This is a genomic window from Streptomyces sp. DS1-CR2 (genome assembly GCF_055760475.1).
Map to the genome: position 1 here is coordinate 99,115 of NZ_CM147085.1, position 15,477 is coordinate 114,591.

The following is a 15,477-nucleotide window of genomic DNA, read 5'->3' on the forward strand; positions in this document are numbered from 1 at the left end:
CATGTCCTCCACTCCGTTGGCCGCGGTCGGCATCATCGACGACTTCACCGGCATGGGCAAAGACGTCAAGACCCTGCTGTCCGTGGTCGTCCTCGGCATCATCTACGTGGGCAGTATCGGTGCGACCTGGGCCGCGACCCGCTCCATGCTCAAGGCCTTCGTCGCCGCCGTGGGCGGCGCGGTCGTGATGGGTGTCATCGCCTCCCAGACGGTGCTCAGCAACAAGACCGCCGAAGAGCTGAAGAAGGACCACACCGTCGGCCAGGGCGCGGCTGTCGTCCGCGTCATCGCCGCTCCCGAGCCCATCGTGTTGACCGCTTCGACTGCGGGCCGTGTGCATCTGGGTCGGGACGCATGAGCTCCGCGGACGAGGAGGATCTCGTCGGCCGCTGCTACACCAAGGCTCGCCGCCACCCGAGCATGATCGGCCAGTGGGAGGGACGCCGACTGTGGGGCGGCCCGTACAGCGTGCCGCAGTTCATCACCATGGGCGTCGTCTTCGCGGTCGTGATCGTCGCTCTGGTCGCCGTGCCCAGTCTGTGGGCGACGTTCGGGCTCTTCAACCTCGTCGCCCTGGCCCTGGTCCCCTATCTCGCCTCGCTGCTGGTGCGCCGCCTGCACATCGACGGCCGGCACCCGTTCGCGGCGTTGGCGAGCACGGCGGGCCTGGTGGCAGGCGGGCAGCGGCCCCGGCTCGGTGGCCGGCAGCTGCCGCGGATCACCACGCAGACGCTGCAGGGCACCGTCACCCTCACCCCCACCGCGCAGGCACCAAAGCGGCGCGCGGCCGCATCTGCTGTGCCCTCGGAGATGCACGTCCTCGTACGACGCCCGTCGCGGCGCGCGACCACCACGCCCGTAGGTACCGCCTCCACCGCACTCGCCCAGCTCGCCACGCACCGCTCAAGCGCTTCGAGGGAGCACCGATGACCACCCCCAACCTCAGCCCCGGGCCCGACAAGCCCGTGCGCATCGTGCGGGACGAATGCTGGGAACTGGTGACCCGGCTCCCGGAGTTCACCGCCGCCCAGGCCGCCTTCCCCGGGCTGCTCGCCCGCGGCAAGAGCCTGCCCATGCGCCTCGCCCTCGTGCAGTGCGGCCGCGTTCACTACCCGCCGTCCACGCACCTCAGCGAGCGGGGGGAGCTCTAGTGAAGATGCCGATCCGGCACGTGGCCGGGAACGTCGTGTGGACCGTGCACGGCACGGCGTGGGCGCTGTACCGGGTGCATGGCGTAGACCAGGTCCACTCCAGCAAGACCGCGAAGCTGCGCCGCCTGAAGGCGCTCGAGGCGCTGGTGAAGAAGCTGGTCGGCGAGTCGATGTGGCTCTCTCTGTGTCCGCAGGTCGACCCGCGCGCGGTGGTGCGGGCGATGACCGAGGACATCGAGATGCAGGCCAGCGACCACTACACCCAGGTCGCCCACCGAGTCCTCGACACGCTCGAGGGCCTGGAGCTGACCGGGCGCACCGACTGGCTCGGCGTCCCGCTGCCCGCAGCCGGCCGCCGTCAGCGCCTCGCGGACATGGCGAGCGCTGCGAAGGCGGAAGTCGCCCTGCAGCTCGGTCTGTTGCCCGCGCCGATCAGCCGGGAGGAAGAAGGACGCCGGCTGGCGCAGGCGGCGCAGATGGCGGCGACGTGGCCGGGCACCGTAGCGATCCGTCCGGCGAGCGAGGCGGAGATCCTGTGGATCTACGGGCACTCGGCGCGGCGCGGGGTGCTGGAGCCGCTGCTGCCCGCCGCCGACGCGCTACGCGGGCTCGTCAACCGCGGCCGCACGGTCGCCGCGCTCGGCCAGGCCGTGCTCACCGAGGGGGCCATCGACGGCGCCCTCGCCGACGAGGTGGAGCGGCGCGGCGCGGGGGTGTTCAAGCGCAGGTGGCTGGAGGTCGCCACCGAACACGGCGCCTCCTACCAAAGCTTCTTGACGCTCTCGGAGATGCCGGAGGCGTTCCGCTTCCCCGGCTCGGAGTACCTGGCTGCGCTCGATACGTTCGCCTTCCCCGTCGACTGGGTGGTGCGCCTGAACGTCACGCCCGGAGCCGTCGCGGAGGCCAAGACTCGTCGCAAGGCCCGTGACCTGGCGGGTCAGCCCGAGGAGTGGGCGCACGATCCGGCCGGGGTGCCGGCCTCGATCGGGAAGGCCGCTGACAGCCTGGCGGAGAACCGGGAGCGGTTGACCGCGTCCAAGGGCGAGGTCGACGTGCGGGCCATGGTCGCCTTCTGCGTCTGGGGGGCGAGCCCGCAGGAGGTGGAACAGCGGGCCGGACAGCTCATTGCGGAGTTCGGCGGCGACGACTACACCCTGGACCGTCCGCTCGGCGACCAGGAACACCTCTTCTACGGGATGCTGCCCGGCGCGCGGACCCCTCAGGCAATGGCCTCCTACGCCCAGTACCTGCTCGCCCGCGACTTCTGCATGGCCGGTCCCTGGGCGGCGACCGAACTCGGCGACGAGCGCGGGCCGCTGTACGGGTGGCAGCTGACCGGCGGCGGCGCCCGCCCCGTGCTGATGGACTTCACCCGCGGCCCGAAGAAGCGGACCTCCGCGTCGGCGGCGTTCCTCGGCGAGCTCGGCGGCGGCAAGTCGTACGCGATGAAGTGCGCCGTCTACTGGACACTCGCCGCAGGCCGCAAGAAGGGGGTGCCGGGTAGTCGCGGTCGCACGGTGATCGTGGACCGCACCCCGAAGCAGGAGTGGCTGCGCTTCGCGCGTGCCTGCCCCGGACGCACCGAGCTGATCACCACCGACAGCAGCGCCGCCGTCTGCCTCGACCCCTTCCGCGTGTTCACGCAGCAGCGCGGACAGGCGCCGGTCGACATCTCCGAAGCCCAGCGGCGCTGCGAGTCCTTTCTGCACATGCTGCTGGGCATCCAGTCGATGGACGAGGCAGGCGATGTCCTGTCCGAGGCCGTCGCACACGTCCTGGCAAGCACGAAGCCGAGCATGCGCGCCCTGATGGCGCACCTGACCGAGCGCGGCGTGCGCGACGACGACCCGACCTGCCGCTCGTTGGCCCGCAAGCTGAACATGCACGCCCGCCGCGACATCGCGCGTGCCGTCTTCGACGAGAGCCTGCCGGTCATCGACACCGACGCCGACTCCGTGGTGTTCTCCGTCGCTCAGCTGGCACTGCCCAAGAAGTGGGAGCTGGAACCGGGCCATTTCGAACGGCTCAGCCCGGAGAAGGTCTTCGGGCGTGCTGCCCTGTATCTGATCGCGGCGATCTGCCGGCACATCGCCTTCGACCCGCGCCACGAAGCGGAGTTCTGCCAGGTCGTGTGGGACGAGTGCTGGTGGCTCACCTCCGCGCCCGAGGGCCTGGACCTCCTCCTGGAGCTGGTACGCGACGGCCGCAAGCACAACGCCGGCGTGCTGGTCGGCAGCCACGACCCCGACGACATCGGCCCCGACACTGAGGTCGGCCGCATCGTGCGCGGCCTGTTCCCCCGCCGGCACCTGTTCCGCCAGACCAACAAGGAACTGGCCCGCCGCGGCCTCGATTTCCTCGACCTCGACACAGGCGACCCCGAACTGCTGGAGATGGTCACCACCCGGCTCTCCCCACTGGACGAGTCCGACGTGGTGCAGGCGCAGCGGGCCGGTGAATGTCTGGTGCGCGACCTGTTCGGACGGATCGGCGCAATGCGCGTGCAGATGCCGCTCGACCCAGCGCTGGCCGACGTCATCCACTCCGACCCTGAACAGGCCCGGGCCGAGGAAGGCCCGGACGGCGAGGAGCTGGCCGCGGACGGGACGGAGGCGGTGACGACATGACCATGCGTCGGGGATGGTGCGGCGGGATCGCGGGTGCGCGGCGTCATCTGGCGGGCGGACTGCTGCTGGTCATCACGGCGCTGACCGTGATGATGCTGCTCGCTCCCCGGGTCGGTGCCGCCCCCGGGGACCCCGCGCCTACGCCGTCCCCGTCGGCGTCCTTCCCGAAGTACGAGCCGGGCATGGAGCCGACCGCGCCCGGGCTGCTGCCGCCCGAGTCCGTCAACCCCACCGCCCCCAACGACAAAGACAAGACCAGCGGCGCTACGAAGGACGGCAAGAAGAAGGACAACGGCCAGGACCGAACGGGCACGTCGAAGAAACCGTCCGCAAAAGAGAAGAAGGCGGCCGCGCAGGAGAAGCTGCGCCGCGAGATGCGGCAGCGGGTCAAGGAGTACAAGGCCAAGCACGGCGACGGCGGCGTCCTCAACGCGTTCGAGGTCACCGACGAGAAGGGCCTGCCGGTATCGGCGTACCGGATCGTCTCTGCCACCGGTGGCGTCACTGATTTCTCGGGCGAGCTCCAACAACTTGCCACGCAGTTCCTGTTCGAGCTCACCAAGTGGGTCGTGGCGTTCGGCTGCTGGCTGATCTCCTGGGCCCTGTCCTGGGCTTTGGCCTCGCTGTTCCTCAAGCCCGCCATGAAACTGTCGGATGCCCTGTACAACCAGACGATCGTCCAGCTCGGCGTACCGGGCCTGATGATGGCCTACTCCGGCGTGGTCGCGTTCTGGAACATCACCTTCGGCAGGACCTCCCGCGGCTGGGGCGAGATCGCCGCCTCCACCCTGATCGGCGCGCTCGCCGTGTCCACGTTCGCCGCTTCCCCACAGCTGCTGCTCGGCCAGCAGGACGGTGCCGTCGGCAAGGCCCGCGATCTCGGCATCGCCATCTACGCGATCACCACCGGCCACGAGGACGCGCTGTCGAAGGCCGGGCAGATCACCGAGCCCAAGGCCCGGGAACTGACCCGCACCGTCACCGACGGGATCGTCGAGGCGTTCGTGGTGCGCCCTGCGTTCCTGCTCTCCTACAACCAGCAGCTCAGCGACAAGTGCGTTGATCTGTACAGCGACTCCCGCGTTAAGCAGGCCTTCTTCAACGAACAGGTCGACAAGACCAAGGAGCTCATCCAGAAGAACCCGTCCGGGTTCGGGTGGGTGCCCAACCCCGTCCAGGGCCTCCCGGACGCTCTCACCGACAAGGCGACCGACTACGTCGCCAACGACCTGCTCGGCCTCAACCCCAACAGCGACTTCGAGAAGGCCTGCGTCAAGGACGCGGCCACAGCGAAGAGGACCGGCTGGGACAAGGTCGGCGGGGCGCTGTTCATCCTCATCGCCGCGGTCCTGATGACGGTGCTGCTGCTCATGACCGCGTTCTTCTACCTGTCCACGCAGATGCGTCTGGTCATCGAAGCGGTGCTGGCACGGGTCGCCCTCGCGGCAGGCATCATGCCCGGCCCCGGCCGGGCATGGCTGTGGGAACGGGCAACGAACATCGTCCGCCTGCTCGGGCTCCTCGTCGCTCTGGTCACCGGCCTGGCCATCGCCATCACCCTGGTGACCGCGCTGCTGAACGCGCCCTTCGGCGACAACGCCGGGGCCCTGCCCGCCCGGTTCGCCGCAGTCGACGTCGCCGTCATCGCCTGCTTCAAGTTCCGCAAGCGCATCACCCAGCGGTCCAAGGCCTGGGCCATGAACGCCCGCACCAGCCTGGCGGGCAGCCCGCTCGGCGGCAGCGCCCCCGCCGCGATGAACCAGGACGCAGGCCGCAAGCGGTCGCTGGCCGCGACGCTTGCCACCACCGCGCTGATGGTCGGCGCGATATCCGCGACCGGCGGAGCAGCCGCCGGCGGCGGGGGCACTCGCTCTTTGATGTCGCTGGGCGGGCGCGGGGCCACCTCACTGGCCGGACGCCTCGGCGCCCGCATGGCCGTGCGCGGCACCACCGCCATGGCCAAGGGCGCCACCAAGGCCGTCGCCGGAGGCGCGAAAGCCGCATACGGGGCAGGCAAGTTCGGGCTCAAGTACACCCTCGGCGCGCCCGTCTACCTGCCACAAGCCGCCCGCGCCGCGAGCACGGCGATCAAGGCCGCACCTGGCAATATGGCGCGCTCCGCCGCCCAGCTGCGCTCGCGTCTCACCCAGCCCGTGACTCGTCAGCTGCCCGCCGTCCGCGACTTCTCCCAGACGTACTGGAACAACGTCGGCGGCCGCTGGGCCAGCAACAAGATCCGCATGCACCGCGGGCTGCCACCTCGCCCGCAACCGCGCACCCCGCCCCGCGTCATCAACCGGCCGCTCGTCCCGGCCCCCGCCGCACGTCGCCCCGCAGCCGCTCCGGCGCCGATGCGGGCACGGCCGCCGCGCCGGGCCGCCCGGCCCGTGGCGCAGCCGGCCGCGTCCTCCCAGCAGCAGGCCCTGCGCCAGCGGCTGTACCGAATGACTACAGACACGGCCCGCACGCACGGCGCCGCGCCCAGTCCGGCTCCTCAGTCTTCCGCAGCCCCAGCCGGACCCCGGCCCCGTACGACGCGGCCCGCGCCAGCCCGCCGGAGAACGCCGTGACGAAGAAGGGATGGCTCGCGCTCGGCGCGGCCGCCGCCGTCATACCGCTGCTGCTCGGTGTCGGCGCCTTCGTGGCCCTCACCGGGGCAGTGGCCGCCGACCAGGACGAACAGAGGCGACAGGCCGCCTACTTGTCCGGGGGCGTACAGGATGCGCCGGCCTCGGTGAAGGGGATCGGGCCGGTGATGCTGTCCGCGTACGCGAACGGAGCCTCCCGGACCACCAAGCTCCGCCCGAAGTGCAAAGGCATGCGCTGGTCGGTACTGGCCGGATTCGGGCAGGTCGAGTCCCACCACGCCGCCGGCCACCGCGTCGCAGACAACGGGACGATCACCCCGCGCATCATCGGCGCCCGCCTCGACGGCTCCGGCGCCGGCGGCAACACCAGCAAGGTGCCCGACACCGACGGCGGCACATGGGACGACGACACCTCCTACGACCGCGCCGTGGGCCCCATGCAGTTCCTGCCCTCCACCTGGAACGGCCCCACCGGCCAGGACGGCAATAGCGACGGCATCAAAGACCCTCACAACGCGTTCGACGCGGCGCTCGGCGCCGCCGTCTACCTGTGCGGCACCGGACACAGCGACCTGAGCGACGACGCCCAGCTACGCAAGGCGGCCCTGCGCTACAACCATGCCGGCTGGTACGCGGACGAAGTACTGCAGTACGTGCACCAGTACGACCAGGCCGGCGACGTCCTCGGCAACACCGGCAGCAACGGCCCCGTGCCCGTCTCCGTGTCCCTGCCCGGCCCCCCGGCCGCCTACCAGGGCGGAGCAACAGCCTGCTCGTACGCCGACCCGACCGGGGGCCGCTGTCTGACCGGGGCAACAGCCCACGGATACCAGGAGATCCTGAACAAGTGGCCGCGCTGGCACGGCGGAATCGGCTGCCAGACACCGCGCTCCGAAGGCGGCGAGCACCCACTCGGCCGCGCCTGCGACTACACCCCCGGCACACTCGGCACACGCGCCTCCGGCACCGCACTCGCCCAGGGCTGGGCCCTGGCCGCATGGCTGCGGAAGAACGCCGGCGCGCTGGACGTGCAATACGTGATCTGGCAGGGGCGCATCTGGAGCATCAACCACCCCGAGGACCAAGGCGGCTGGGGACGACCGTACGACCACGGTCTGAACAATCCACACACGGTCACCGGCGGGCACTACGACCACGTCCACGTCACCTACAAGGACTGACGCGCGGTCCAGAATCAGGTCGGTGCTACTTTCCGCGGCCGCCGCCGGACAGGCGGCGGAAGCTGCCGAAGCTAAGGGAAGAGCACCATGAACATTCACATCGAACAGTCTGCGTTCGGACCAGTTAGAGCTGTCGCGGCCGAGCACGTCGTCGCACACTGGCTGGCGAGTCAGGGTGACAGCCCTGTCCTGAAGGGCGGACGTACTCCGGGGCACGACATCGTCAACGGAGACCAGCTCATTGACGCCAAGCTGCTCGTCGCTGCCTCGAACACCGAGCAGAAGAAGTTTCCGGGGTGCACGCACAAGCTGCGCCGCGACCTCTGGCGCGCCTTCGATCCGGCCCGTACGACGCACCTGATGTTCGTGGAGTTCCCTGCGGACTGGACCGGCACGAGCAGCACCTCGTTCACTGAGACGGTGATCAGGATTCGACACGAGGGCATAGGCCTCTTCCTGTTCAGCGTCGATGAGTTCAACAAGGTCCTCGCGTCGGGGCGCACTGAGGCCCAGGAGGAGCGGTGGGCCTACATCATCCTCGACCGCGAGTGGCTCGAAGAGCATCGGGTCTACTGAGGCGCCTGCACGGCGCGTCGATCGGGAGCATGGGCCGCCCTCGAGTGGCCCACGCTCCCGGCCGAGCAAGATTCCTTCCCGCTGACGGTCACGTTTTGAGGGCTGGTGCTCCTTGGGGGTTCAGGTGGGCGGCGCAAGGCCGCCCGAATCCTGACGGGAGTGCCCTGTGAAGACCACACTGCCGGAGTCGCCGCGAGATGCAGCAGTCGTCTTGCTCGTGGAGTTGTGCGGCTGGCTGATCGCGATCATCTTCGCCGTGGGCTGCGTGCACGGCTGGTGGTGGGGCGGCGATCTGCAGAATCTGCCGCTCATAGGTGATTCCGCGGCACGCGCGGCCGCAGAGCATCGCGGCTGGCCGTGGGTGCCCCTCCTGGTGATGGGGCTCGGTGGCCTGGCTGTACGACGCCTGTGGCGGTCGGCAGCACACCGCGTGTTCACCGTCGGAGAGGCGAAGCGCGAGGGGCGGCGCACGCCTCGGTTTCGCCTGTCGCAAAGCAGCTGCTGATGGGCGACATCGTCTCCTCCGTGATCTCGTCCGTCGTTCCCGATGACGTGCCGTGGCCGCAACTGCTGTGCGAAGTGGCCTGGTGGCTGGGCTGGGTCGGCGGGGTCGGCGCTCTGGTGGCGGGCGCGGGCTCGCTGTGGTGGCGGTGGCGGGCGCGCCGGCTGCTTACGGAACGGGCGGTCGTCGAGCTGGTGCCGTCCCAGGGATTTGATCCCTCGGCGCAGGACATGGCTCCGCACGCGGCGCGTCTGGCGCGCGCCTCGCAGACTGCCGGTTGGGCGCCGCGGCGGGCGCAGGGGATGCGGCTGCGGCACGGCAGCGACGGACAGGGGCAGCTGTCGCTGCGGATGGAGGGTCCGGCGACGTCGGCCGCGCTGATGCGGCTGCCGTCCCTGCCCAACATCCAGGTCCGCAGCCGCCGGGACCGGCTCAGCCACGACCCGGTCGAACGCATCACGTTCGAGGGAGCGTCTCCCCTGCCCCGGCCCTCAGCCGCCAAGCGCGTGCAGCTGACCAAGGGCGTCAGGCAAGAGGCTCCCGCCGAGCCCGAGGCGCGGTATGTGGCGCGCGCCGAGCTGGTCCTGGCGCGCCCTGACCACAAGCGTCTCACCCCGGCCGCGCTGGACCCGGACCCGCTGCAGGTCCTCGCGGACGCGTGTGCGCAGATTGATGCCGAGCGCGGGGAGCAGGCCGAGCTGGTCGTCGACGCGGTGCCGGTGGCGAGCTGGCGGGTGGCCGCATGGCGGCGCCGCCTGGTCCGCCGCGCCGAGCAGCGCGGACCGTCCGCGTACGGCGAATCGCTGGGCTCGGGTAGACGCGGCGGCGGATCGTCGTTGATGTCGGCGCTGGTCGAAGGGCTCAACGGCGGCAAGCCGCTGTCCTCGACCAGCTCCTCCAAGCCATTGCCGCGGCAGAAGGACCTGGCCGACGGGGTGGGCAAGTTCCTGCCCGGCGCGGACGCGCAGGTCTTCGCCGTGCAGGTGCTGGTGCGGGTGACCGGCACGCACCCGGCACGGGCGCAGGCCCGCCTGCACCAGGTGATGGCCGTCATGGACGCCTGGTCCGGGGAGAACTGGTGGCGGCCGATCGGGCCGCGGCGTATGGGGTGGCGGCCGTACAGCAGCGTGTGGTGGCGGCGCCGATCCTTCGATCGCCGCTACGCCACAGGCGAGTTCGCTCCGGCGCGCCGACAATGGGCGACCTCGCAGGAGTTGGCGGCGCTGCTGCGGCCGGCGACCGTGAACTGCACGGCGCAGAACGTGGTGCGCACCGGCGGCACCCTCGCGCCGGCGCCTCGCGCGCTGCCCACCTGGACCGGGCAGCCCGGCGTGGTGCCGCTGGGCCGGGTCACCGAAGCCGACGGGCGTACCCGGCTCGCATGCCTGCCCCAGGCCGAGGTCCTGTTCGGTGCGTCGTTCGGCAAGTCCGGCTTCGGCAAGAGCGAGCTGGCGCTGCTGCAGGCCATCACGCTCACCTACGGCGGGTTCGGCGCCTGGTTCCTCGACCCGCACGGCGCGGCGATCAAGCGGGCGCTGCCGTATCTGACGCACCCGGCGGTCATCGGCCGCGTGCAGCTGATCGACCTGAGCGTGAAGAAGCCGGGGGCGATGGTCGCCGCGTGGAATCCGCTGTCGATGGAGGGCCGCGCCGAAGAGGAGATCCAGGACGTCATCGGCGCCGTGGTCGCCGGGCTCGCCGCCGCACAGGGCTGGGGCGACGGCGCACCGCGCGCACGGGCGATCCTCTCGCACGCGGTGGAGATCCTCGCCCACCTCGCCTACCGCATGTGCCAGCGCGGGCGCCCGGACCTGCAGCCCACCCTGTTCACCATCCCCCGCCTTTTGACGGACGAAGAGTGGCGCGAAAGCGTGCTCACCCAACTGCCTTTGCCGCTCCAGCAGTTCTGGCGCACCACGTTCCCCAAGTACGAGGGCAGCGCGGTGCCCGTGGTCACCCAGACCATCGAGCAGCTCGCCACCTCCACCTCGCTGCGCGCCTTCCTCGGCCAGCCGCGCTCCACCTACGACGTGCGGCGGGCGATGGACGAACGGCAGATCGTGCTGCTGCGCTGCTCCGGCACCGGCACCGGCGACCAGATCATCACGTCGCTGCTGCTGTTCGACCTATTCCGGGCCGGGCACTCCCGCGAGGGCACCGACCCTGAGCTGCTCGCCACGCTGTTCGCGTTCGCCGACGAGCTCAAGGCGATCGACGGCGCCGCCCGCGGCTACATCGCCGCGATCCTCGAGCAGCTGCGCAAGTACGAGGTGCGCCTCATGGCGATGACGCAGATGGCGATGCGGCTCTCGGAGGAGACCCGGCTCGCGCTGATGCAGAACCAGAGCCTGCTCACGGCCGCGGCCGCCGACACCGACGAGGCCACGTTCCTCGCCAAACGCCTGCCGGGCGCCGACGCGATGACGCTGACCGAGCAGCCGAAGTGGCACTACGCGGTACGCGCCACCCTGGGCGGCAGGCCCACGGCCACGTTCCAGGTCGCCGGCGTCCCCGTCCACGAGGTCCTCGCCGACTACCACCACCCCGAGCGCCTGCCCGATCTGGAGAAGGCCATGGACGCCACGCTGCGGCGCCGCCCGCTGCACACCGTCCTGACCGAGCTGGACGGCAGCGACGACGGGCGCAGGCCCTCCCTGGACGACCGGATCCCCGCCGAGCTCGGCCGCCGCCCCGCGCCGCCCAAACCACAAACCCCCAACACCACCGACGCCGACCCCGATGACGACTGCTGGCCCGACACCGGCGCCGGCTCCAGTGAGGTTGCCTGATGTCTTTGGACACCCCCATCACACAGACCGCCCCGCCGCGCCCCACGGGCCTGTCCCGCCTGGCGCAGGACCTGCTGCCCGCGCTGTATCAGCACCGCCTGATCGCGACCAGTCAGCTGCACCAGCTGTTCACCCCCCACGCCCGCCGTCCCGTCTACCTCCGCCAGCAGCTCAATGAGCTGCGCCGCGTCGGCCTCGTCGACGCCACCACCCGGCGCACTTCGCGTCTGGGAAACCCGGAGCTGCTGTGGTACATCACCGCGCGCGGCGCCGAAGCGGTCGCCTACGACCCGACGGTGCCGCGGCGCGGCTATCGCATCAGCCCGCAGACCGCGGCCTCCCAGCTGCAAGAGCACACGCTCACCGTGGTCGACACAGGCATCGCTTTCGTCGACTGGTCTCGCCGCCTGGGCCACGAGTGCTCGCCGCTGGACTGGGAGCCCGAGGTCGCCCACCGCATCCGCGACGGTGAATCGCGCGGTATCGACGACGCGTTCATGATTCCGGACGCCATCCTGCGCTACACCCACACCACCGAGGACGGGCGCCGGCGGATGCTCAGCTTCTTTATCGAAGTCGACCGCGCCACCATGCAGACCACCCGGCTCGCCGCCAAACTCTCCGCCTACGCCCGCTACCAGAGTTACGTCCCCGCGGTCGGCGGCCGCGGCCGGCGCTCCACCCGCGAGGCATGGCGCGACCACTACCCTGCCTTCCCCCGCCTGCTCATCGTGCTGACCGGAGCCTCCGACAGGGTTCTGGCCAACCGGATCCAGGACCTGCGCGCCCTCGCAGCCGCGGACCCGCGCGTCGGCCAACTCACCGCCGGAGTCACCACACTGCAGCTCCTGCAGGACAAGGGACCCTTCGCCCCGGTCATGACCCCACTGTCCAATGACGCAGCCCCGACCGACGTCTTCCTCGCCCCGACCGGAGGTTCCCGTGCTTGATGTGCGGCGCGCCCTTCTCCGGCGCGCTTCCTCGCCACCCACACCGGCCCCTTCGCCTCGAGGGCACGCCTGCGCACCCGTAGTGGACACAGTCCCGCTGCCGTCCCCGCTCCTCACCGAGCTGATCGCGCTGCGCGCCCATACCCGCCATCTCGGCTGGCTCAGCGAGCGCGAGCACTGCCCCGCGCAGTACCAGCGCCTGGCCCGCACCGTCCTGCAGGACCTCCTGGACGGATGGCTCGCCCAGACCGACGGCACCGGCCGTCTCGAGGATCTGATTCAGCCACTGGCACACACGCACCGTCAGGACCCGAGCACCCGCTGTGGATCACCGATGGCACAATCCCAACCCCACATGACCACAGGGGAGTTCACGTGAAGAGAAGGCGCCAGTGGGCCGTTCTGGTCACCGCGGCAACCCTGCTGTCGGGCTGTTCCGGGCCCCAGGACAGTGCCGAGGACTCGAGCCAAGCAGCAGCCGAGAGGCCTTCCACCGACCCCAAGTCCACACCACCCTCCGCCCCGGACCTGCCGGAGGGCATGCTGCGCCTTGGCTCGTCCTTCCCGTTTAGGGAGGAGGGACAGAGTGACTCCTGGACGGTCAGTGTCAGTGCACTTTCCTCGGCCGAGCCGAGCGTGAAGGCGTCCGCGATTCCCGACGGCTGGCGAGCGCTGACCGCCAAGGTCACCTTCACCAATACCGACAGCGGCATCGCGGAGCTGCACGGCTCTCTCGACGTCACCGCCCGCTACGGCCCCGAGGGCCGCACAGCAGCCGCGTTCGCCGACACCGGCATCAAGGGCCTCGCGTTCCCCGACATCGAATCTCACCCGATCCGAGTTCGCCCCGGTGGCACGTACACCACCACAGTCGGCTACGCGGTCCCAGCCGATACCGCCGGACAACCCCTGACCTTCACCATCGAGGGCGACGACCCCACCTACATCGAGGGCGCGATCCCAGGCGCCCCGGCCCGCCCCGTCGGCACCTCTCACGTTCAGCCCGTCGACACCGCCAAGGAGCTGAAGTTCGGCGACTGGGCGGAGGACTCGCCCTGGCTCCGCATCGGCCAGCCCCGCGCCGCCGACGCCACCGCCCAGGGCAAGCGCTACGCGGTCGACCTGAGCTTCTTCAACAACTTTGACGACACCCTTCTTGGCAACCGCCCGGAGGCCAACCTGAAGGTCTACGCCGGAACGGAGCTCACCGAAGGCGACTTCGAAGAGAACCTGTCCAATCTGCCATCGCTCGCCTGGATCGCGCCCCAGCGGATGGCCACCGTGACCGTGCACTTCACCATTCCCGGAAAACAGATTGAAGGTCCGGTCAGTATCGAAGTGGTCGATCCGTACGGCGAAGACCTCACCTACACCGGAGACGTGAAGAACTGACCGCGCAACGGGACCGCCATATACCGAAAGGACCGATGCGTCCCGTTGGACGGGATTGACGCGGTCGCAGCTTGTGAACTGCCGTTACCGGCTGTGCTGTTGGCGTGAATATGCGTAACGTGTGCATGTGCACGGCAACCACACCCGTCTCGCGCAGCACGACCACACCATCACCCAGCGCGATGCGCCACAGGTCACCGGCACAGCGGACGAGGAGAACGGGGAGGCGTAGTGACGCCAACGGCAAAGGCCAAAAAGAACCAGCTTCGCAGTCGAAATCGACTTATCGGCACGGCACTTGTGGGCTGTTCCGTCTTCGCCCTCACTGCCTGCAGTTCGGACTCCGACGGCAATTCCAAGTCGGCTGATACGCCATCCAGTTCGCCGAAATCCGTTGCGCCTTCAAACACTGCCGACCCTGACGCGGAGCAGAAGGCCGCAGCGTTGAAGGTGTACAACGCGATGACGGCCGAGGAGACAAAGGCGTACCAGCACGCCGACGTGAAGGGCACGGATCTGGAGAAGTACGCCTCTCTCGACGCTCTCGGAAAGATCCGCAACGACGTCGCGTTGATGAAGGAGGCCGGCACCGTCGTACGCGGAGGCGTTCAGCACGACGCCGAGGTGACGGGGATCAACCTCACTGCAAAGGTGCCCGAGGCGAAGCTCAAGGACTGTGTCGACCTGTCCAAGTACGAGACGTACGACACCAAGGCCAAGAAGGTCATCCCGCTGCCCACCAGCCAGCCGCTGCGGTACTACGCGACCGCCACGGCACAGCGGTGGGATGGGCGCTGGATCGTGACCGACGTGGACACCCAAGGGGGGTCCAAATGCTGAGGCGCACCATCATCGCAGCCGGGAGCACGACGCTCCTGGTGGTGGTCATCAGCGCGCCCACTTACGCAGCGGGCAGCGGACACGGCGGCGTGTGCAGGGGCGCCTCCAGGTACGTGAAGGTATGCGCTCGGGATTCGGCGGTACGCCCCGGCACGGGAGGGGCGAAGGGGGCCAGCAGTGCCAGCTCCGGCAAGTCGGCGTCCAAGGAAGCCTCCAAGTGCACTTACACGAAGCTCGTGCCGCAGCCGCCCGCGGAGAACCTCGCGCAGAAGGACGGCAAGAAGCAGGGTCGTAAGGGCGCCGTCTACCAGGTGAACTGCCCTGCCACCGGCCGCGTGGGCACCGTGTGGGTTCCGCAGGGAGCCGCTCCCAATGCACCGACCATCGACCCCGAAGTCGTCGCACAGCGCGCGGTCGACTCGATGAAACTCGTCGGCCCGGACATCGACATCAACCCGAAGCCGGGCGGCAAGGGCCTGGTGGGGATGCCCGTGTGGATGGCGGTGGACCAGTCACCGACCACGTACGGCCCGAACTCGGCGACCGCGACGGCTGGCGGGGTGACGGTGACCGCGACAGCGAAGGTGAAGTCGATCGTCTGGAACATGGGCGACGGGACGTCGGTGACCTGTAACGGTCCGGGAACGGGGTACCGGAAGTCGTTCGGGATGAAGCAGTCGCCGGACTGCGGCCACGTCTACAAGCAGACCTCCGACTCAGCGGGCGGGAAGTTCAAGGTGTCCGCGACCGCGACCTGGGCGGTCGACTGGCAGGTGGCCGGCGGCGGTGGGGAGAGCGGTCAGCTGACCGAGGTCCGCAATTCGCAGGTGGGGCTGACGATCATTGAGTCTCAGGCCGTCAACTAACCATTCTTGAAGGGG

At 69.8% G+C, this 15,477-nt stretch carries 14 protein-coding genes; all 14 read left to right on the top strand.

Going from position 1 to position 15,477, the window contains the following annotated elements; genetic code table 11:
* Position 1 precedes the first annotated feature (1 nt).
* A complete protein-coding gene (locus tag ACY0PA_RS00520; protein ID WP_473082801.1) occupies positions 2-358 on the top strand; it encodes a hypothetical protein in 357 nt (118 codons plus the stop codon).
* Positions 355-930: a phage holin family protein gene (locus tag ACY0PA_RS00525; protein WP_473082802.1), complete on the top strand. Its 576-nt coding sequence runs from the start codon at positions 355-357 to the stop codon at positions 928-930. The genes ACY0PA_RS00520 and ACY0PA_RS00525 overlap by 4 nt, the downstream gene beginning before the upstream one ends.
* Positions 927-1,151: a hypothetical protein gene (locus tag ACY0PA_RS00530; RefSeq protein ID WP_473082803.1), complete on the top strand. Its 225-nt coding sequence runs from the start codon at positions 927-929 to the stop codon at positions 1,149-1,151. The genes ACY0PA_RS00525 and ACY0PA_RS00530 overlap by 4 nt, the downstream gene beginning before the upstream one ends.
* Positions 1,152-1,156: 5 nt before the next feature.
* Positions 1,157-3,778, top strand: coding sequence for an ATP-binding protein (locus tag ACY0PA_RS00535; RefSeq protein WP_473082804.1), 2,622 nt, complete (start codon positions 1,157-1,159; stop codon positions 3,776-3,778).
* Complete coding sequence (locus tag ACY0PA_RS00540) at positions 3,775-6,348, top strand: hypothetical protein (protein WP_473082805.1); 2,574 nt, start codon at positions 3,775-3,777, stop codon at positions 6,346-6,348. The genes ACY0PA_RS00535 and ACY0PA_RS00540 overlap by 4 nt, the downstream gene beginning before the upstream one ends.
* On the top strand, positions 6,345-7,547 hold the full coding sequence (locus ACY0PA_RS00545) for a lytic transglycosylase domain-containing protein (protein ID WP_473082806.1): 1,203 nt from the start codon (positions 6,345-6,347) through the stop codon (positions 7,545-7,547). The genes ACY0PA_RS00540 and ACY0PA_RS00545 overlap by 4 nt, the downstream gene beginning before the upstream one ends.
* Positions 7,548-7,634: 87 nt before the next feature.
* Positions 7,635-8,123 carry a hypothetical protein gene (locus ACY0PA_RS00550; RefSeq protein WP_473082807.1) on the top strand — a complete coding sequence of 163 codons (489 nt, stop codon included), beginning with the start codon at positions 7,635-7,637 and terminating at the stop codon, positions 8,121-8,123.
* A gap of 166 nt (positions 8,124-8,289) precedes the next feature.
* Positions 8,290-8,628 carry a hypothetical protein gene (locus ACY0PA_RS00555; protein WP_473082808.1) on the top strand — a complete coding sequence of 113 codons (339 nt, stop codon included), beginning with the start codon at positions 8,290-8,292 and terminating at the stop codon, positions 8,626-8,628.
* Positions 8,628-11,414, top strand: coding sequence for a type IV secretory system conjugative DNA transfer family protein (locus ACY0PA_RS00560; protein WP_473082809.1), 2,787 nt, complete (start codon positions 8,628-8,630; stop codon positions 11,412-11,414). Before ACY0PA_RS00555 ends, ACY0PA_RS00560 begins: the two co-directional genes overlap by 1 nt.
* A complete protein-coding gene (locus ACY0PA_RS00565) occupies positions 11,414-12,364 on the top strand; it encodes a replication-relaxation family protein (protein ID WP_473082810.1) in 951 nt (316 codons plus the stop codon). The genes ACY0PA_RS00560 and ACY0PA_RS00565 overlap by 1 nt, the downstream gene beginning before the upstream one ends.
* A gap of 82 nt (positions 12,365-12,446) precedes the next feature.
* Positions 12,447-12,743: a hypothetical protein gene (locus ACY0PA_RS00570; protein ID WP_473082811.1), complete on the top strand. Its 297-nt coding sequence runs from the start codon at positions 12,447-12,449 to the stop codon at positions 12,741-12,743.
* Complete coding sequence (locus tag ACY0PA_RS00575; protein ID WP_473082812.1) at positions 12,740-13,756, top strand: hypothetical protein; 1,017 nt, start codon at positions 12,740-12,742, stop codon at positions 13,754-13,756. The genes ACY0PA_RS00570 and ACY0PA_RS00575 overlap by 4 nt, the downstream gene beginning before the upstream one ends.
* 462 nt (positions 13,757-14,218) lie before the next feature.
* On the top strand, positions 14,219-14,596 hold the full coding sequence (locus tag ACY0PA_RS00580) for a hypothetical protein (protein ID WP_473082813.1): 378 nt from the start codon (positions 14,219-14,221) through the stop codon (positions 14,594-14,596).
* A complete protein-coding gene (locus tag ACY0PA_RS00585) occupies positions 14,590-15,462 on the top strand; it encodes an ATP/GTP-binding protein (protein ID WP_473082814.1) in 873 nt (290 codons plus the stop codon). The genes ACY0PA_RS00580 and ACY0PA_RS00585 overlap by 7 nt, the downstream gene beginning before the upstream one ends.
* The last annotated feature ends 15 nt before the right edge of the window (positions 15,463-15,477 follow it).